The sequence below is a fragment of the Pseudomonas sp. 008 genome, assembly GCF_016861935.1.
Classification (GTDB): domain Bacteria; phylum Pseudomonadota; class Gammaproteobacteria; order Pseudomonadales; family Pseudomonadaceae; genus Aquipseudomonas.
Genome location: NZ_BOMA01000015.1, coordinates 185,603 through 202,830, shown reverse-complemented (window position 1 = coordinate 202,830; position 17,228 = coordinate 185,603). Strand labels below are relative to the sequence as shown.

The window sequence follows — 17,228 nt, the reverse complement described above, 5'->3', positions numbered from 1 at the left end:
CCCGGGCCGGAACATGACTCCACCAGTGAAATGCGTATCAGGTTTTTAGGAGCGCTGTAATGCCTGAGATCTATCACTTCTTCCAACAGCTGGTTAATGGGATGACCATTGGCAGCACCTATGCCCTTATAGCCATTGGCTACACAATGGTTTACGGCATTATTGGAATGATTAACTTCGCCCATGGCGAGGTCTACATGATCGGTTCCTACGTGGCCTTCATCGTCCTTGCCGGACTGGCCATGCTGGGTATCCATTCTCTGCCGTTGTTGATGACCGCCGCTTTCCTGGCGACCATCGTAGTGACCAGTGCCTACGGCTACAGTATCGAACGGATCGCCTACCGCCCTCTGCGGGGCAGTAACCGTCTGATCCCGCTGATCTCCGCCATCGGCATGTCGATCTTCCTGCAGAACTCCGTACTGCTCTCGCAGGACTCCAAGGACAAATCGATCCCCAACCTGATTCCGGGCAGCTTCAGTTTCGGTCCAGGCGGCGCACAGGAAGTGCTGATCTCCTACATGCAGATCCTGGTGTTCGTGGTGACCCTGGTGGTGATGCTCTGTCTCACCCAGTTCATCTCGCGTTCACGACTGGGACGCGCCTGTCGGGCCTGTGCCGAAGACATCAAGATGGCCAACCTGTTGGGCATCAACACCAACAACATCATCGCCCTGACCTTCGTCATCGGTGCCGCCCTGGCGGCCGTGGCGGCAGTACTGCTGAGCATGCAGTACGGCGTGATCAACCCTAACGCCGGATTCCTGGTAGGCCTCAAAGCCTTTACCGCGGCGGTGCTGGGTGGCATCGGCAGCATTCCGGGCGCCATGCTCGGTGGTCTGGTGCTGGGGGTAGCCGAAGCATTCGGCGCCGATATATTCGGTGACCAGTATAAGGACGTGGTGGCTTTCGGCCTTCTGGTCCTGGTGCTGTTATTCCGGCCAACCGGCCTGCTGGGTCGTCCGGAGGTTGAGAAAGTATGACTAGGAATCTTAAACAGGCGCTGTTCAGCGCCCTGCTGGTATGGGCCGTGGCCTATCCGGTACTCGGCCTGAAACTGTCCATCGCCGGGATCAACCTCGAAGTGGAAGGCGCCAGCACCTCCACGCTGATCATCATCGCCACCTGCTCGGTGCTGATGTTCCTGCGTGTGCTGTTCGACCGCGAATACTCGGCGGCCATGCGCTCCGTGCCCAAGGGCAAACTGATCCCGGCCAGCGCGAGCCACTTCCTGACCCTGCCGACCACCCAGCGCTGGATCATCATGGCGTTGATCGTCGTGGCACTGGTGTGGCCGTTCTTCGGTTCACGCGGTGCGGTGGACATCGCCACGCTGATCCTGATCTACGTGCTGCTCGGCCTGGGCCTGAACATCGTGGTCGGTCTGGCCGGCCTGCTCGACCTCGGTTACGTCGGCTTCTACGCCGTGGGCGCCTACAGCTATGCGCTGCTGTCGCACTACTACGGGCTGAGCTTCTGGATCTGCCTGCCGATCGCCGGGCTGATGGCGGCCACTTTCGGCTTCCTGCTCGGCTTCCCGGTACTGCGCCTGCGCGGTGACTATCTGGCGATCGTGACCCTGGGCTTCGGTGAGATCATCCGTCTGTTCCTGCGTAACCTGACGGGCCTCACCGGCGGACCGAACGGCATCAGCAACATCCCCAAACCGTCGCTGTTCGGCCTGACCTTCGAAAGAACGGCCGCCGAAGGCATGCAGACCTTCCACGAGTTCTTCGGCCTGACGTACAACCCGGTCAGCAAGGTGGTTTTCCTCTACCTGGTGGCGCTGTTGCTGGCACTGTTCGCGCTGTTCGTGATCAACCGCCTGCTGCGCATGCCGATCGGCCGTGCCTGGGAAGCCTTGCGCGAAGACGAAATCGCCTGCCGTGCCCTGGGCCTGAACCCGACCGTGATCAAGCTGTCGGCCTTCACCCTGGGTGCCTGCTTCGCCGGTTTCGCCGGTAGCTTCTTCGCCGCGCGCCAAGGGCTGGTCACACCGGAGTCGTTCACCTTCATCGAGTCGGCCACCATCCTCGCCATCGTGGTGTTGGGCGGCATGGGCTCGCAGTTGGGCGTGGTTCTCGCGGCTGTCGTGATGATCCTGTTGCCCGAACTGATGCGTGACTTCAGCGAATACCGCATGTTGATGTTCGGCGCCTTGATGGTGCTGATGATGATCTGGCGTCCTCAAGGTCTGCTGCCGATGCAACGCCCCCACATGGAGCTGCGCAAATGAGCCGTGAGATCCTGAAAGTAGATGGCCTGAGCATGCGCTTCGGCGGCCTGTTGGCGGTCAACGGCGTAGCCTTGAGCGTCAAAGAGAAACAAGTGGTCTCGATGATCGGCCCCAACGGCGCCGGCAAGACCACTGTATTCAACTGCCTGACCGGGTTCTACAAACCCACCGCCGGCACTATCCAGCTCAACGGTGAAGCGATCGAAGGCCTGCCCGGCCACAAGATCGCCGGCAAAGGCGTGGTGCGGACTTTCCAGAACGTGCGACTGTTCAAGGACATGACCGCCGTGGAAAACCTGCTGATTGCTCAGCACCGGCACCTGAACACCAACTTCCTGGCAGGCCTGTTCAAGACTCCGTCGTTCCGCAGAAGCGAACGCGAGGCGATGGAATACGCCGAGTTCTGGCTCGACAAGGTCAACCTCAAGGAGTTCGCCAACCGCCCGGCCGGCACCCTGGCTTATGGTCAGCAGCGCCGCCTGGAAATCGCCCGCTGCATGATGACCCGTCCAAGCATCCTCATGCTCGACGAACCGGCCGCCGGCCTCAACCCGCGGGAAACCGACGACCTCAAGGCGCTGATCGGCACCCTGCGTGAAGAGCATAATGTGACGGTGCTGTTGATCGAACACGACATGAAACTGGTCATGAGCATTTCCGACCATATCTTCGTGATCAACCAGGGCACACCGTTGGCCAACGGCACGCCGGAGCAGATCCGCGACAATCCTGAAGTGATCAAAGCCTACCTGGGGGAAGCGTAAATGCTGCAGTTCGAAAACGTTTCCACCTTCTACGGCAAGATCCAGGCGCTGCACAGCGTCAACGTCGAAGTCCGCCAGGGTGAGATCGTGACCCTGATCGGCGCCAACGGTGCCGGCAAGTCGACCCTGCTGATGACCCTCTGCGGTTCGCCGCAAGCCCATAGCGGCAGCATCCGCTACATGGGCGAAGAGCTCGTCGGCCAGGACTCGTCGCACATCATGCGTAAAAGCATCGCCGTGGTTCCGGAAGGCCGTCGGGTGTTTGCTCGTCTGACCGTGGAAGAAAACCTCGCCATGGGCGGGTTCTTCACCGACAAGGGCGACTATCAGGAACAGATGGACAAAGTTCTCGGACTTTTCCCACGCCTGAAAGAACGCTTCGCCCAACGCGGCGGCACCATGTCCGGCGGCGAACAGCAGATGCTCGCCATCGGTCGCGCGCTGATGAGCAAGCCCAAGCTGTTGCTTCTCGACGAGCCATCGCTGGGGCTGGCACCGATCATCATCCAGCAGATCTTCGACATCATCGAACAACTGCGCAAGGACGGTGTGACGGTGTTCCTGGTGGAGCAGAACGCCAACCAGGCCCTGAAAATCGCCGACCGTGCCTACGTGCTGGAAAACGGCCGGGTGGTGATGCAAGGCACCGGTGAAGCGCTGCTGACTGACCCGAAAGTGCGCGAAGCGTACCTCGGTGGTTAAGCCTTTGCGGTAAACAAAAAACGGCCTTCGGGCCGTTTTTTTTTTGTGCCTGGTACAAACCTCAAAACAAATGAAGAGCCCGCTCCCACAGGGGATTCGTTGTGTTTTGAGGGTTTCTGAAAAAAAACTCAGGGTGGGCTGTAACACCTCGCCCTGTCGTTTCTCTAGAGCGGTAAGCAAGCACAAACGCTTGCCAACCCAAGCTCAATTTCGGAGAAACATCATGACTGCTACCACCCGCACCCTGTCCGCCACCGCCCTGGTTCTGGCCCTTGGTTCTGCCCTGAGCATCGCCGCGGTTTCCACTGCCCACGCCGCTGACGCCAACATGGAAAAATGCTTCGGCGTGGCCATGAAAGGTCATAACGATTGCGCCGCTGGTGCTGGCACCACTTGCGCCGGCACCGCCAAAATGGATCACCAGGCCAATGCCTGGAAACTCGTCCCGAAAGGCACCTGCATGACCACCGAGAGCAAGACCTCGCCAACCGGCTTCGGCCAGATGGAAGCCTACAAAGCCAAGTCGTAATCAGCCCCCCAGCCAGAGTGTCGACCATGAACCATTCATTCTCCGGGCTCCCGCCCCGCTCCGGGCTGGGGCTCAAGACCGAGCACTTTCGTGAAGTGCTCGGTGCACAACCGGACATCGGTTTCTTTGAAGTCCACGCCGAAAACTATATGGTGGCCGGCGGCCCGTTTCATCATTTCCTGGGGTTGATCCGTGAGCAGTATCCGCTGTCGCTGCATGGCGTTGGCCTGTCCATCGGTGCCGAAGGTCCGCTGGATGGTCAGCACCTGCAAAGGCTGGCCGCGCTGATCGAGCGCTATCAACCCCACTCCTTTTCCGAACACCTGGCCTGGTCCAGCCATGGCCCGGTGTTTCTCAATGACCTGCTGCCCCTGGCCTACGATGCGCCGACGCTGAACCGCGTCTGCGAGCACATCGATCAGGTGCAGAACACCCTCAAACGCCCGATGCTGCTGGAAAATCCGGCGACGTACCTGGCGTTCCAGAACTCGACAATCGATGAAGCCGACTTCATCGGTGAAGTCATTCACCGCACCGGCTGCGGCCTGCTGCTGGACGTCAACAACGTTTACGTTTCCTGCGTCAATCACCAAAGAGATCCGCTGGCCTACATCGACGCCCTGCCGCTGCACGCGGTGGGAGAGATTCATCTGGCGGGGTTTGCCGAAGACGCCGACAGCCTTGGCGAACGACTGCTGATCGACGATCACGGCACGCCCGTCGATAACGCGGTGTGGGCGCTGTACTCGCAGGTGCTGGAGCGGGTCGGCCCGATCGCCACGTTGATCGAACGCGACAACCGGTTACCGACCTTCAGTGTGTTGCACGCCGAAGCCCGGCATGCCGATGAGTTGTTGCACCGCGCCGGGAGCCGGCAATGAGCATTCAAGCCGCTTTTGCCTCCGCCCTGCTCGATCCGCAACGGCCCTGCCCCGAGGGCGTGTTCAGTGCCAACGGTGCCGATCCGGCCAGCCGTTTCGCGGTGTACCGCAACAATGTGCAGAGCTCGCTGATCAACGCCTTGGCCGTCAGCTATCCGGTGGTTATGCAGTTAGTCGGTGATGAATTTTTCCGGGCGATGGCAGGGTTGTATGTGCAAAGTTGTCCACCGCAAAGCCCGCTCATCAACGACTACGGCAAGGACTTCGCCGAGTTCATCGACAGTTTTGAACCGGCAGCCAGCGTGCCTTATCTGGCCGATATGGCGCGGCTGGAGCGCTTGCGCGTTCAGGCTTATCACGCCGCTGATGCGCAGCCCTTGAGCCATGAGCAGATCGCCACCGTGCTGTCGGACCCACAGGCGCTGAGCGAGCTGACCGTAGGGCTTCACCCCTCCCTGAATCTGTTGGCTTCAGCTTTCGCCGTGGTCGCCATCTGGGCGGAGCATCAACAGGACTCGACGCTGGCCGGGATGGACCTCAGCCACGGGCAAAACGCGCTGGTGTTGCGCAACGGACTGGAGGTCGAGGTCTTCGCCATCGATCACGGCGCCAGCACATTCATTCAGAACCTGCGACTCGGCCTGCCCCTGAGCCAGGTGTTGGAAACCGCGCCCGCCTTCGATCTCAGCCAAACCCTGGCGCTGCTGATCAGCCACAACGCCATCACCCATTTACACCACAAGGTATCGCCATGAACACGAACCCCATCAGCCGCGCCATCGCGCTGCTGGAAAAAATCCCCCACAGCTTGATCGCCTTCATCGCACGCTTTTCCATCGCCGCGGTGTTCTGGAAGTCCGGGCAGACCAAGGTGGAAGGCCTGGCCATCGATTTGATCGACGGCACCTTTGAGCTTGGCGTACCCAGACTGGCGGACTCGACCATCCCGTTGTTCCAGAGTGAATACCATGTGCCGTTGCTCTCCCCGGTACTGGCGGCGCACCTGGCGGCTTTCGCTGAGCATTTCTTTCCGGTACTGATCCTGATCGGCTTCGCCACGCGCTTTTCAGCCCTGGCGCTGTTGGGCATGACCTTGACCATTCAACTGTTCGTGTACCCCGATGCGTATCCGACCCACGGCACCTGGGCGGCGGTGTTGCTGTACTTGATGGCGACTGGACCTGGCAAGTTGTCGATCGATCACCTGATTGCCCGGCGTTACGCCCGCTGATACCAACCTCAGAACTCCCATAAAGGTTGTGTGGTGAGACGTTATCGTTGAAGCCGATCCAACGCCTCACCACTGCGCTTGAACCAACCGATCAAATAGTCCGCCAGCACTTGGGTACGCTTCGGCAACCCGCCCTGATACGGATGCACCAGATACATCGGCATGCTGCGGGTCTGATAATCACGAAGGAGCCAGCGCAAACGCCCGTCGGCCAATTCCTCTTGCAACAGATAGGACGGCAAACGCGCAATGCCGGCCCCGGTCAGTGCAGCTTTCTTCAAGAGGTTGTAATGGTTGCTGGCGAACGGCCCCGACACTCGCACCCGCGTTAACTCGTGCTGTTGGTGATAGAGCCATTCTTCGCGACCGCTGTAATGGCTGTTGAGAAGACAGCGGTGTTCGGCCAAGGCCTGTGGCGTCAGCGGCTCACCGAATCGCTCGAGATACGCCGGGCTGGCGCAGGTCATCTCGTGCCAGGCCAGCAACGGTCGGGCCACCAGACGTTCGTCGTTGGCCACTTCTGAACGGATCGCCAGGTCGAAACCGTCCCGGGACAAGTCGCGGTAGTGGTTGTTGAGTTCCAGCTCGATCTGCACCTCGGGGTACTGCCGGGAAAATTCCAGCAGTGCGCCATCAAAGAACGTTTCCCCCAATGAAACCGGCACCGTCATCCGCACCGGGCCGGCCATGTCGTCTTTCAGCCGTGCCAATGCCTGACGCGCACGCTCCACCTGCACCACCAGCGCCTGGGCTTGCGGCAACAACGCCGCACCCGCCGCCGTCAGGCTCAAGCGCCGAGTGGTGCGTTGCAGCAACACCACGCCAAAGCGCGTTTCCAGCAGGCTGATGCGCTTGGAGAGTTGCCCCTTGCTGCACCCCAGTTGCTGGGCGGCCAGGGTGAAACTGCCCGCTTCGATCAACACCGCGAACGCCGCCAGATCGTCCATTTCGCTCATGGATTGTTTCCATTTGAAAACCAAAGGTTGCCCATTAGCACGCTTATTAATAAAAAAAACCACACTAGACTTAACTTTAAATCCAACCCACTTAAGGAACTGCACGATGAAAATTCTGTTGATTGGCGCCTCCGGCACCGTCGGTTCGGCCATTGACCATGAACTGTCCCAGCGCCACAAAATCATCCGTATCGGCCGTAAAAGCGGGGATTTCCAGGTCGACATCAGTGACAGCGACTCGATCCGCAAACTGTTCGAACAGACCGGCAACTTCGATGCGTTGATCTGCGCCGCCGGCAGCGTCAACTTCGTGCCGCTGGCCACCATGACCGCACAGGACTTCGAACTGGGCTTGCGAGACAAGCTGATGGGCCAGGTCAACCTGCTGCTGATCGGCCGGGAATTCGCCAATGACGGTGCGTCTTTCACCTTCACCACCGGCATCCTCAGCCACGATCCGATTCGTACCGGCAGCTCCGCGGCCCTGGTCAACGGTGCCCTCGACGCCTTCGTCCGTGCGGCGGCGATCGAACTGCCGCGAGGCCTGCGTATCAACTCGGTCAGCCCGAACGTACTGGTCGAAGCCATGGGCAGCTATGCGCCGTACTTCCGTGGTTTCAAACCGGTTCCCGCCGCCGACGTGGCATTGGCCTACGCCAAAAGTGTGGAAGGCCTGCAGACCGGTCAGACCTATCGCGTCGGTTGAACCAGACTTGCCCACAGGAAAGCGAGAACATTGCAGGGTTGTGATGAACGGTCAGGCTGAGTAACGTGGCGACACTTGTCTGGAGACTCAAAGATGCGTGTTGCCCGTTCCCTGGTACTTGTTGCCCTGCTTCCGTTGTTCGCCGCTTGCCAACTGCTCGATGGCCCACGGCAGAGCGCCTCCCATGTGGGCCAGACCCGCATGCAGGGCCAATTGACGGCGGCCGACGGCAAGCTGCTGTTCCAGCCGTGTAATGAACAGCGCAGTTTTGTGGTCAATGACACCGGGGGCACCAGCATCCTGCAAGAGGCTGCGACCCTGGCTGACGAACAGGGCAAGTTGTTTGCCGACGTGCGCGGCCGGATCGTTGCCAGTGGCGCCGACAGCCAGCTCGACCTCACACAGTTGTACCGCGTCGAGCGTTCGGGCACCGCCTGCGACGATCCCAATTTCAAACAGCTGATCCTGCGCGCCGCCGGCCATGGCCCGGAGTGGAACGTCAAGGTCAGCGGCAAGGGCATGGTCATCGACCGCGCTGGTCAGCCGCCCCTGGCCCTGCCGTACGTTGAAGAACAACTGGGCGATGGCCGCTTCAACCTCAGTACCGAAGCCAATAATCAGCGCATCGAGCTCTGGGTCGCGCCGCAACGTTGCGTCGACAGCAGCAACGGCAGCGTGCAGCACATGAGCGCCGAGTTGCGTATCGACGGCCAGGTGCAACGCGGCTGCGGGTATTTTGGCGGATCGCGTAACGACTGATCGTTTTAGCCTCACGGGAATCATCCTTTGAGGCTTATAATCGCGGGCTTCAAACGCCTTGGCGCAGTTGTGCGCCCCGCGAACCGGATCCCGCCATGTTACGAATCACCGAACTCAAGTTGCCGATCGACCATCCCGAAGAAGACCTGCGCCCTGCCATCGTGCAGCGCCTGGGCATCGCCAGTGATGACCTGCTCGACTTCACCTTGTTCAAGCGCAGCTACGATGCGCGCAAAAAGTCCTCCGAACTGTGTTTCATCTACACCATCGACCTCAACGTTCGCGATGAGGCGGCGGTGCTGCGCACGTTCGCCGATGACCGTAACGTCAACGTGGCGCCGGATGTCAGCTACAAAATGGTCGGCCAGGCGCCGGCCGACCTGAGCCAGCGTCCGATCGTGGTCGGCTTCGGCCCGTGCGGGATCTTCGCCGGCCTGGTGCTGGCGCAGATGGGCTTCAAGCCGATCATTCTCGAACGCGGCACCGAAGTGCGCCAGCGCACCAAGGACACCTGGGGCCTGTGGCGTAAAAGTGTGCTCAACCCCGAATCCAACGTGCAGTTCGGTGAAGGCGGCGCGGGAACGTTCTCCGACGGCAAACTCTACAGCCAGATCAAAGACCCGAAATTCCTCGGTCGCAAGGTTCTGCATGAGTTCGTCAAGGCTGGTGCGCCGGAAGAAATCCTCTACGTCAGCAAGCCGCACATCGGGACGTTCCGTCTGACCGGTGTGGTGGAAAACATGCGTGAGCAGATTCGCTCCCTGGGCGGCGAAGTGCGCTTCCAGCAGCGGGTGACCGATGTGCTGATCGACGACGGCCAACTGGTGGGCGTCGAACTCCATGGCGGCGAACAGATCCATTCGAAGCACGTGATCCTGGCCCTCGGCCACAGCGCCCGGGACACCTTCCGCATGCTGCACGGCCGTGGCGTGTACATGGAAGCCAAGCCGTTCTCGGTGGGTTTCCGCATCGAACACCCGCAGTCGCTGATCGACCGCGCGCGCCTTGGCAAATACGCCGGCCACCCGAAACTCGGCGCTGCCGACTACAAACTGGTGCACCACGCCAAAAACGGCCGATCGGTCTACAGCTTCTGCATGTGCCCGGGCGGCACCGTAGTGGCGGCGACCTCCGAGCCGAACCGCGTGGTCACCAACGGCATGAGCCAATACTCGCGTAACGAGCGCAACGCCAACTCCGGGATCGTCGTCGGCATCACCCCGGAAGTCGATTATCCGGGCGGCCCACTGGCCGGCATCGAGTTGCAGGAACGCCTGGAATCCCACGCCTTTGTGCTGGGCGGCAGCAACTACGAAGCACCGGCGCAACTGGTCGGCGACTTCATTGCCGGCAAGCCGTCCACCGAATTGGGCAGCGTCGAGCCGTCCTACAAACCGGGCGTTGCCTTGGGTGATTTGGCCCTGGCCCTGCCGGCGTTCGCCATCGAAGCGATTCGCGAAGCCCTGCCAGCGTTCGAGAAGCAGATTCGTGGCTACTCGCTGCACGACGCCGTGTTGACCGGGATCGAGACGCGCACCTCTTCGCCGTTGCGCATTACCCGTAACGAGTCGATGCAGAGCCTTAACGTGAAGGGTTTGTTCCCGGCGGGTGAAGGCGCGGGTTATGCGGGCGGGATTCTGTCGGCGGGTGTAGACGGGATTCGGATTGCTGAAGCGGTTGCCCGGGATATCCTTGGCCTAGAAGCCTGACCCAGATGATCGTTCCCACGCTCGCGTGGGAACGATCATCTGGTCAGATATTGGCGCGCAACACGCTGGCCGGCAGCGGCTCTCCGCGCTCAACGCTGGCCGCCACGGCATCCATCAGACCACTCAACTCATACCCCTGGGCCTTGAGCCAGGCCTGATCGTAATAGGTGTCGGCATAGCGCTCGCCGCCATCGCACAGAATCGCCACGATCGACCCCGACTCCCCCGCCGTCGCCATCTGCTGGGCCGCCATCAAGGCGCCGATCAGGTTGGTCCCGCTCGAACCGCCAACCCGTCGCCCCAAACGTTGCGCCAGGTAATGCATGGCTGCCAGTGACAACGCGTCCGGCACCTTGACCATTGCATCGATGACCTTAGGCAGGAACGACGCCTCGACACGCGGCCGTCCAATGCCTTCAATCCGTGACCCGTGATCGAGGCGCAGGCTGGCGTCGCCGGTCTTGTAGTAATCGAAAAACACCGAACGCTCGGCATCGGCGCACAACACACGAGTGCAATGCTGGCGATAGCGAACGTAACGGCCCAGCGTCGCGGTGGTGCCGCCGGTGCCAGGGCTGGAAATCAGCCAGCTCGGTTCCGGGTGCTGCTCGAAGCGCATCTGATGGAAGATCGATTCGGCGATGTTGTTGTTCGCTCGCCAGTCGGTGGCGCGTTCTGCGTAGGTGAACTGGTCGATGAAATGCCCGTCGTGTTCGTGAGCCAGGCGTTCGGACTCAGCGTAAATCTGCGTCGGATCATCCACCAGATGGCTCTTGCCACCGTAGAAAGCGATTTGCGCGATCTTTTCCTTGGACGTGCTCGCGGGCATCACCGCAATGAACGGCAACCCCAGCAAGCGGGCGAAGTACGCCTCGGAAATCGCCGTCGAACCGCTGGACGCTTCAATCACCGGCGCACCGGGCTTGAGCCAGCCGTTACACAGCGCATAGAGGAACAATGAGCGGGCCAACCGATGTTTCAGGCTGCCGGTGGGATGGCTCGACTCATCCTTGAAGTACAACTCGATGCCCGGCAATCCCGGCAGCGGCAAGGGGATCAGGTGGGTATCAGCGCTGCGCTGGAAGTCGGCTTCGATGATCCGGATGGCTTCGCGGGCCCACTGTCGGTTGTCGCTCATGATGGTTTTCTCGTTGAATCAGGCAAGAGTGGGCCTTGTCGCAAGGCTCAGTTCACAAGCTTAGGAAAAAACCTACATCACGCACAGATACAGCTGGGGTTCAATACGTCTGGCAACTGCTAGGCTCAGGCCTTTGCTGACCGGGTACGTTGTAACGACATATAACAAAAAAGAATATAACTTTTGTTTTAACAACCAACGGTACGGGTTAGGGTGTGCCACCTTATGAATTCATCGATGGAGAGCGACCTTGCCTCTGCGTAGCACGTTCACGCGTTTCTTTCAGTTGGAAGCTGCCAGCGGTCTGCTATTGATCGCCGCAGCTGTCCTGGCCCTGATCATCAACAATTCATCGCTGTCGTGGCTCTATAACGGCCTGCTGGACACCCCCGTGGTGGCTCAGATCGGCGCGCTGAAAATCGCCAAGCCATTGCTGCTGTGGATCAACGACGGCCTGATGGCCCTGTTCTTCCTGTTGATCGGCCTGGAAGTGAAGCGCGAAGTCCTCGACGGCCAACTGTCGAAACCGTCGCAGATCGTCCTGCCCGGCGCGGCCGCAATTGGCGGCATGGTGGTGCCGGCGCTGATCTACTGGTTCCTCAACCGCGATAACCCGTCCGCCCTGAGCGGCTGGGCCATCCCGACGGCTACCGACATTGCCTTCGCCCTTGGCGTGCTGGCCCTGCTGGGTAAACGCGTGCCAGTGTCGCTGAAACTGTTCCTGATGACCCTGGCGATCATCGATGACCTTGGCGCAATCATCATCATTGCGATCTTCTATTCCGGCGCTCTGTCGACCCTGTCCCTGGCGCTGGCCGCGGCCTGCATCGCGGCCTTGATCGGAATGAACCGACTTGGTGTGGTGAAACTCGGGCCGTACATGATCATCGGGCTGATCCTTTGGGTCTGCGTACTCAAGAGCGGCGTGCATGCGACGCTGGCGGGTGTGACCCTGGCCTTCTGCATTCCACTGCGCACGAAAAACGCCGAGCCTTCGCCGCTGCTGATCCTGGAGCATGCCCTGCATCCGTGGGTGGCCTACGGCATCCTGCCGCTGTTTGCCTTCGCCAACGCTGGCTTGTCCCTGAGCGGCGTGACCGTCGAAAGCTTCACCCATCATGTACCGATGGGCATCGCCGTCGGCCTGCTGTTGGGCAAGACCGTCGGTGTCTTCGGCCTGACCTGGCTGGCGGTAAAAATCGGCATCGCCGCCCTGCCCCAAGGCGCCAACTGGGGCCAGATTTTGGGGGTGGCGATCCTTTGCGGCATCGGCTTCACCATGAGCCTGTTCGTCGGTTCCCTGGCCTTCGTGCCGGGCGCCAGTGAATATGCCGGGATGGACCGCATGGGTATTCTGACCGGCTCGATCCTGGCGGCATTGATCGGTTATGCGGTGACGGCGGCGGCGAGCCGCAAGAGTGCTGCGCTGCCTTCCTGAACGATAGAGAACACTCTTAGCAACATTGAGGATTCGTCCTACAGTCACGATTAGCCACGTTCGTTAACGTCGTGCAGCCCCTCTTTGGGGGTTGCCGATGGACGAGCGAAAGGACAATCAGTGGCTGGCCACAAGGACATCCCCCGGGTACAAAACCCACCGTCAGGTGACGGGCATCACGTCACTCACCGATTCATGACGGCCACCGAATTGGCCGAGCGTGATGCCAGACAAAACGCCTACGACGCCATGCTCGCGAGGCAGCAAGCCTTCGAAGACAGCCTTCAAGTCGCAGCGAAAAAGGACAACGTTGTCCGCGCGGGTTGCGTATTCGCCAAGTCCTGCAAACTGCCCGATGCAATCATCGACTACACGAATACCTCCGGCGTTGTTCCGACCGACAGCTTGAAAGACTACGGCGAACTGGTGCTGCTCGGTGCTCGAGAGGCCGATGAAACCGGTGTCGTGCCGCTGAAGAAAATCAGTGGCACCGCCATTCCAGCGGGTTTCGGCAGCTTCGCCCTGGGTGGCTCAGCGTTCGCCGCATTACCCGCCGTCGCAGCCAGCACCGCTGCGGCTACCTTGGCAGGCCTGGTGGCTCTGGTCATACCGTCAAGCCTTGGCGACAGCTCTCTCTACACCGAAGAACAACTGCGATCCCTCAAACAGGCCCGCACTCGCGTGCGTCTGCGGGTCGAGCAACAGGCTGATGGCAGTCTCAAGGGATACGGTTTTTACACTGGCAAAAACCGCGATTGGGAAATGGTCGATGTCGTGCAGTTCACCTTGCGCGGCAGTCAGCAGGTGGCTGATCTCGGGGACGGCATTGAGCTGATCTGGACGCCGGCCGAGAACGGTTCAAGCACCCTCGGCATCCCCGCTTTGGAAGCTGCGCCACAAGCGCCGCACATCTGGGTTTACCCGCCGACGAAGGCGGCTGACAGCATCATCGTGAATCCGGTTTATCCGCCGGAGTACAAGGATTTCATTCTTGTGTTTCCGGCGGATTCGGGGGTGTTGCCGGTTTATATTGTGGTGAGTGTTGCGGACCACAAATATCATCCGGCGCCAAACGGGCTTACCGCTTTTCCTGATGCCACACCGGCAAAACAGAAGACTCGGGGCAAAGGTAGAGGCACCCGAATGCGCTGGAGAACGGCTGAAGGGCGAATTCTAGAATGGGATTATCAGCATGGAGCAGTAGAAATGTATGACAAACGAGGTCGCCATCTGGGTGAGTTTGACGCTGAAACAGGTAATCAAAACAAGCCGGCGGATCCGAAAAGAAGGATAGAACCGTGAACCACGTAATTTATGCTTTTGATAAAGAAACAGAAGCGCTGGTATTCGAAGTGCCTGTCCCGGCAGACGGCATTGCACAGCTGAGGGCGATAATGAGTTGGACTGAGGCTGAAGAAGAAATCTATGGCTATGACCTTGATTCCCAGCAGATAACAAAACTGGAAACATTAGTCGGTCGATCATTTTACGATCCACAATACGATTTTCAGCTCGGTTGTTATGCAAGCAAGTAAATGCTCTGGTTCAACTCCACAGCCCAAAAGAAAACCCCGACCAGCTCACCTGATCGGGGTTTTCTTTTACCCTACATTCCCGCTTAGTGCGAAACGCGGCTGGTCCCACCCACAGTGGAAATCCGCACACGCTCACCCACACGGAACACTTCGTTTGGCTGAACTTCCTGCACGTAGGCGCGCATGCTGCCATCGTCTTCGCGTACGGTGATTTCGACGCCTTGAGTGCGAGTCAGGCCTTCTTCGGCAGCCGAGCCCACCAGGCCACCCGCTACCGCGCCGATAACCGCTGCAACGATGCTGCCGCGACCGCCGCCGACGGCGCTACCGCCTACGCCACCCACGACTGCGCCCGCAGCGCTGCCGATCGGGGTTTTGGTGCCTTCGATTTTCACCGGACGCAGGGATTCGATGGTGCCCATGCGAATCGTCTGCACGCGACGCGCTTCGTCACGGGAGTAGGAGTCACCGGTCAGGCTCGATTGGCAACCGGAGAGCAACATCGCCATCGTGGAAAAGGAAGCAACCAGCAAAACAGACTTACGCATAGCATCAAACTCCATAGGACAGGTATCCATTAAAACCCGCAGCTTGACGCCTGTCACGGCATCGCCCGGATAAAATTGGTTTCATTCAGGCCTGGTACAGGCACTTCTCGAACTCACCACAGTAGCGTCAAATTACAAAATCTGCGCCGCTGACCCAAGGATTATCATGGATTACTTCATCATTGTCGTCACGACCGTCGCAGGTTTGTACTTCCATTGGTGGTTGTACGTGCGGATCAAACGCTGGATGGACCGCGATCTGGCGTTGTCACTGGCGGGTAAAGACCAACAAAAAAGAGCCTTCATGCTCCAGCAACTGGCGAACGCTCAAGCGCAGAAGATCAAGCGTCAGGACCTGCCACAATGGCTTGAGGCCGCTGCGGCAGGGTATCCCGATCGGTAGACCGTTTACGGGGCCAGGCGCTCACGCACCCAGTCCGCACCCTGCAAGCGGTAGTTGAGGCGATCGTGCAGACGGCTCGGACGGCCCTGCCAGAATTCGATGCGCTCCGGTAGCAAGCGATAACCGCCCCAATGCTCGGGGCAATGAGGCTGAGTGTCGCTGAAACGCTGCTCGGTGTCCTTGAGCAGCGCTTCCAGTTCGGCGCGATCGGCGATCACCCGGCTCTGGGGCGACGCCCACGCACCGAGACGACTACCCAGAGGCCGAACCTGATAGTAGGCGTCGGACTCTTCCGGCGTGACCTTCACCACCCGCCCTTCGATGCGCACCTGGCGCTCCAGGGCCGGCCAGAAGAACGTCATGGCTGCAAATGGATTGGCTGCCAATTGCTGACCCTTGTCGCTCTCGTAGTTGGTGAAGAAGGTAAAGCCCTGCTCGTCCAGGCCCTTGAGCAGCAGAATGCGGCAATGCGGCCGACCATCCTGATCGACGGTGGCCAGTGTCATGGCATTCGCCTCCACCGGCACCTGTTCGGTTTTCACCGCATCGGCAAACCACTGATGAAACAGCGCGAACGGCTCAGCCGGGGCTTGCGCCTCGGTCAAGCCATCTCGGGTGTAGTCGCGACGCATATCTGCCAAGGGCCGGGTCATGGCGCATTCCTTTTGGTTAACGAATCACTGCTTTGTGGCATCGGTGGCGGTGGCGCTCTTCGAATCGACAGCGGTTTTAGCCGGTGCGGCCTTTTTCGCGGGTGCCTTTTTGGCTGGAGCCTTGGCGGCCGCTTTCTTGGCCGGTGCCTTTTTCTTCGACGAGGCAGCCGTTTTTTTCGCAGCCGGTTCCGGGGTCACCGGCTTGGCCACTGGCTTGACGTCTTGCGCGACGACTTTGGTTACCGGTGCCGGAGCCGGCATATTGTACTTGCTCAGCAGCGCGGCCATGGTGTTTTGCGGCGTCAACAACAGCTCGACGCGACGGTTCAAGGCACGACCTTCGGCACTGTCGTTGGCGGCACGCGGTGCGTCACCGCCCATACCGCGCAACATCAGGCGATCACGCTGCAGACCGCTGAGACGGAAGATCGCTGCCACCGCCTGGGCGCGCTCCTGGCTCAGTTTCACGTTGGCCGGTGCGGCACCCGACGTATCACTGTGGCCGAGTACCAGCACGGCAGTCTTTGGATCGGCTTCGAGGATTTTCGCGACACGGGTGAACGGAGCGAGGGTCACCGGCAGCAGCATGGCCGGGCGGTCCGGGTTGAACGAGCCATCTACCGGAGCCGTGACGACCAGCACGTTTTCACGGCGTTCGAGTTGCAGGTTGCTGCCCTTGACCGCCTCGCGCAGGCGCGGCTCATAGTCGTCGAGCCAGGCTTGGGTGATTTTCGGATCGGGCATCGGCACGGCTGCTTTGGCAGTGCTGGTGCTCTGTTCCTTGCCGCCGAACGGCCACCACCATTTGCCACCGGCATCGGCTTCAGCCTTGGCGACGGGTACTGCGGCAGCAGGTTTCAGGGGCGCCGGAGCCGGGGCGGGTTCTTTAGTCGCGACCTTGTCGGAAGAACCGAACGGCCACCAACTGCTGCCACCTGCGGCATCATTTTGTGGGGTTTGTGCACAACCGGTGATAGCGAAGCACAGGGCCAGGGCGAGGGTTTTATTGGACGACATTGGGTATCCACAAAATGAGGTAA

20 protein-coding genes are annotated in these 17,228 nt (G+C 60.1%); 15 read left to right on the top strand and 5 right to left on the bottom strand.

What is annotated here, in order from left to right; translation table 11 throughout:
- The first annotated feature begins 59 nt into the window (after window positions 1-59).
- From livH to JUI81_RS26395, 8 genes are all read left to right on the top strand, one after another.
- Complete coding sequence (gene livH, locus JUI81_RS26430; RefSeq protein WP_018926893.1) at window positions 60-983, top strand: high-affinity branched-chain amino acid ABC transporter permease LivH; 924 nt, start codon at window positions 60-62, stop codon at window positions 981-983.
- Complete coding sequence (locus tag JUI81_RS26425) at window positions 980-2,236, top strand: high-affinity branched-chain amino acid ABC transporter permease LivM (RefSeq protein WP_019580927.1); 1,257 nt, start codon at window positions 980-982, stop codon at window positions 2,234-2,236. The genes livH and JUI81_RS26425 overlap by 4 nt, the downstream gene beginning before the upstream one ends.
- Window positions 2,233-3,000: a high-affinity branched-chain amino acid ABC transporter ATP-binding protein LivG gene (gene livG / locus JUI81_RS26420; protein ID WP_019580928.1), complete on the top strand. Its 768-nt coding sequence runs from the start codon at window positions 2,233-2,235 to the stop codon at window positions 2,998-3,000. Before JUI81_RS26425 ends, livG begins: the two co-directional genes overlap by 4 nt.
- Window positions 3,001-3,702 (top strand): ABC transporter ATP-binding protein, encoded by a 702-nt coding sequence (locus tag JUI81_RS26415; RefSeq protein WP_095054074.1) that lies wholly within the window; start codon window positions 3,001-3,003, stop codon window positions 3,700-3,702.
- Window positions 3,703-3,925: 223 nt separating this feature from the next.
- A complete protein-coding gene (locus JUI81_RS26410) occupies window positions 3,926-4,231 on the top strand; it encodes a DUF2282 domain-containing protein (RefSeq protein WP_019580935.1) in 306 nt (101 codons plus the stop codon).
- Window positions 4,232-4,257: 26 nt separating this feature from the next.
- The gene (locus tag JUI81_RS26405) at window positions 4,258-5,112 is read left to right on the top strand and encodes a DUF692 domain-containing protein (protein WP_204125340.1); all 855 of its coding nucleotides are present in this window, start codon (window positions 4,258-4,260) and stop codon (window positions 5,110-5,112) included.
- Window positions 5,109-5,867: a DUF2063 domain-containing protein gene (locus tag JUI81_RS26400; protein ID WP_204125339.1), complete on the top strand. Its 759-nt coding sequence runs from the start codon at window positions 5,109-5,111 to the stop codon at window positions 5,865-5,867. Before JUI81_RS26405 ends, JUI81_RS26400 begins: the two co-directional genes overlap by 4 nt.
- Entirely contained in the window at window positions 5,864-6,343 is a 480-nt protein-coding gene (locus JUI81_RS26395) for a DoxX family protein (protein ID WP_204125338.1), read from the top strand. The genes JUI81_RS26400 and JUI81_RS26395 overlap by 4 nt, the downstream gene beginning before the upstream one ends.
- 41 nt (window positions 6,344-6,384) lie before the next feature.
- Here the strand turns inward: JUI81_RS26395 and JUI81_RS26390 are convergent, their stop codons facing one another.
- Window positions 6,385-7,299 carry a LysR family transcriptional regulator gene (locus JUI81_RS26390; RefSeq protein ID WP_019580939.1) on the bottom strand — a complete coding sequence of 305 codons (915 nt, stop codon included), beginning with the start codon at window positions 7,297-7,299 and terminating at the stop codon, window positions 6,385-6,387.
- 106 nt (window positions 7,300-7,405) lie between these two features.
- On the opposite strand from JUI81_RS26390, the gene JUI81_RS26385 reads away from it, so the two are divergent.
- The 3 genes from JUI81_RS26385 to JUI81_RS26375 all read left to right on the top strand — a co-directional run bounded on the left by JUI81_RS26385 (window position 7,406) and on the right by JUI81_RS26375 (window position 10,473).
- A complete protein-coding gene (locus tag JUI81_RS26385; protein WP_019580940.1) occupies window positions 7,406-8,005 on the top strand; it encodes a short chain dehydrogenase in 600 nt (199 codons plus the stop codon).
- Between the two features lie 93 nt (window positions 8,006-8,098).
- Window positions 8,099-8,764: a COG3650 family protein gene (locus JUI81_RS26380; RefSeq protein ID WP_204125337.1), complete on the top strand. Its 666-nt coding sequence runs from the start codon at window positions 8,099-8,101 to the stop codon at window positions 8,762-8,764.
- A 95-nt stretch (window positions 8,765-8,859) separates the two neighbouring features.
- A complete protein-coding gene (locus JUI81_RS26375; RefSeq protein ID WP_019580942.1) occupies window positions 8,860-10,473 on the top strand; it encodes an NAD(P)/FAD-dependent oxidoreductase in 1,614 nt (537 codons plus the stop codon).
- A 43-nt stretch (window positions 10,474-10,516) separates the two neighbouring features.
- Here JUI81_RS26375 and JUI81_RS26370 read toward each other — a convergent pair whose 3' ends face one another.
- A complete protein-coding gene (locus JUI81_RS26370) occupies window positions 10,517-11,614 on the bottom strand; it encodes a PLP-dependent cysteine synthase family protein (protein WP_173861174.1) in 1,098 nt (365 codons plus the stop codon).
- A 247-nt stretch (window positions 11,615-11,861) separates the two neighbouring features.
- Here JUI81_RS26370 and nhaA point away from each other — a divergent pair, with 247 nt between their 5' ends.
- The 3 genes from nhaA (at window position 11,862) to JUI81_RS26355 (ending at window position 14,584) form a co-directional block, all read left to right on the top strand.
- Window positions 11,862-13,049 (top strand): Na+/H+ antiporter NhaA, encoded by a 1,188-nt coding sequence (gene nhaA, locus JUI81_RS26365; RefSeq protein ID WP_192350781.1) that lies wholly within the window; start codon window positions 11,862-11,864, stop codon window positions 13,047-13,049.
- A 120-nt stretch (window positions 13,050-13,169) separates the two neighbouring features.
- Entirely contained in the window at window positions 13,170-14,351 is a 1,182-nt protein-coding gene (locus JUI81_RS26360) for an S-type pyocin domain-containing protein (protein ID WP_204125336.1), read from the top strand.
- A complete protein-coding gene (locus JUI81_RS26355; protein ID WP_018926910.1) occupies window positions 14,348-14,584 on the top strand; it encodes a hypothetical protein in 237 nt (78 codons plus the stop codon). Before JUI81_RS26360 ends, JUI81_RS26355 begins: the two co-directional genes overlap by 4 nt.
- Window positions 14,585-14,667: 83 nt before the next feature.
- On the opposite strand, the gene JUI81_RS26350 is transcribed toward JUI81_RS26355, so the two are convergent.
- On the bottom strand, window positions 14,668-15,132 hold the full coding sequence (locus JUI81_RS26350) for a glycine zipper 2TM domain-containing protein (RefSeq protein ID WP_018926911.1): 465 nt from the start codon (window positions 15,130-15,132) through the stop codon (window positions 14,668-14,670).
- 166 nt (window positions 15,133-15,298) lie between these two features.
- On the opposite strand from JUI81_RS26350, the gene JUI81_RS26345 reads away from it, so the two are divergent.
- On the top strand, window positions 15,299-15,535 hold the full coding sequence (locus tag JUI81_RS26345) for a hypothetical protein (RefSeq protein WP_204125335.1): 237 nt from the start codon (window positions 15,299-15,301) through the stop codon (window positions 15,533-15,535).
- A gap of 5 nt (window positions 15,536-15,540) precedes the next feature.
- Here JUI81_RS26345 and pdxH read toward each other — a convergent pair whose 3' ends face one another.
- Together pdxH and JUI81_RS26335 are read right to left on the bottom strand one after the other, a co-directional pair.
- On the bottom strand, window positions 15,541-16,188 hold the full coding sequence (pdxH, locus tag JUI81_RS26340) for a pyridoxamine 5'-phosphate oxidase (protein ID WP_007935906.1): 648 nt from the start codon (window positions 16,186-16,188) through the stop codon (window positions 15,541-15,543).
- Between the two features lie 24 nt (window positions 16,189-16,212).
- On the bottom strand, window positions 16,213-17,205 hold the full coding sequence (locus JUI81_RS26335; RefSeq protein WP_019580948.1) for an OmpA family protein: 993 nt from the start codon (window positions 17,203-17,205) through the stop codon (window positions 16,213-16,215).
- Window positions 17,206-17,228 lie beyond the last annotated feature (23 nt).

Bases quoted from the DNA above. Each gene is read 5' to 3' on its own strand.
- livH (WP_018926893.1), top strand. From the start codon at position 60: ATGCCTGAGATCTATCACTTCTTCCAACAGCTGGTTAATGGGATGACC.
- JUI81_RS26425 (WP_019580927.1), top strand. From the start codon at position 980: ATGACTAGGAATCTTAAACAGGCGCTGTTCAGCGCCCTGCTGGTATGG.
- livG (WP_019580928.1), top strand. From the start codon at position 2,233: ATGAGCCGTGAGATCCTGAAAGTAGATGGCCTGAGCATGCGCTTCGGC.
- JUI81_RS26415 (WP_095054074.1), top strand. From the start codon at position 3,001: ATGCTGCAGTTCGAAAACGTTTCCACCTTCTACGGCAAGATCCAGGCG.
- JUI81_RS26410 (WP_019580935.1), top strand. From the start codon at position 3,926: ATGACTGCTACCACCCGCACCCTGTCCGCCACCGCCCTGGTTCTGGCC.
- JUI81_RS26405 (WP_204125340.1), top strand. From the start codon at position 4,258: ATGAACCATTCATTCTCCGGGCTCCCGCCCCGCTCCGGGCTGGGGCTC.
- JUI81_RS26400 (WP_204125339.1), top strand. From the start codon at position 5,109: ATGAGCATTCAAGCCGCTTTTGCCTCCGCCCTGCTCGATCCGCAACGG.
- JUI81_RS26395 (WP_204125338.1), top strand. From the start codon at position 5,864: ATGAACACGAACCCCATCAGCCGCGCCATCGCGCTGCTGGAAAAAATC.
- JUI81_RS26390 (WP_019580939.1), bottom strand. From the start codon at position 7,299: ATGAGCGAAATGGACGATCTGGCGGCGTTCGCGGTGTTGATCGAAGCG.
- JUI81_RS26385 (WP_019580940.1), top strand. From the start codon at position 7,406: ATGAAAATTCTGTTGATTGGCGCCTCCGGCACCGTCGGTTCGGCCATT.
- JUI81_RS26380 (WP_204125337.1), top strand. From the start codon at position 8,099: ATGCGTGTTGCCCGTTCCCTGGTACTTGTTGCCCTGCTTCCGTTGTTC.
- JUI81_RS26375 (WP_019580942.1), top strand. From the start codon at position 8,860: ATGTTACGAATCACCGAACTCAAGTTGCCGATCGACCATCCCGAAGAA.
- JUI81_RS26350 (WP_018926911.1), bottom strand. From the start codon at position 15,132: ATGCGTAAGTCTGTTTTGCTGGTTGCTTCCTTTTCCACGATGGCGATG.
- JUI81_RS26345 (WP_204125335.1), top strand. From the start codon at position 15,299: ATGGATTACTTCATCATTGTCGTCACGACCGTCGCAGGTTTGTACTTC.
- pdxH (WP_007935906.1), bottom strand. From the start codon at position 16,188: ATGACCCGGCCCTTGGCAGATATGCGTCGCGACTACACCCGAGATGGC.
- JUI81_RS26335 (WP_019580948.1), bottom strand. From the start codon at position 17,205: ATGTCGTCCAATAAAACCCTCGCCCTGGCCCTGTGCTTCGCTATCACC.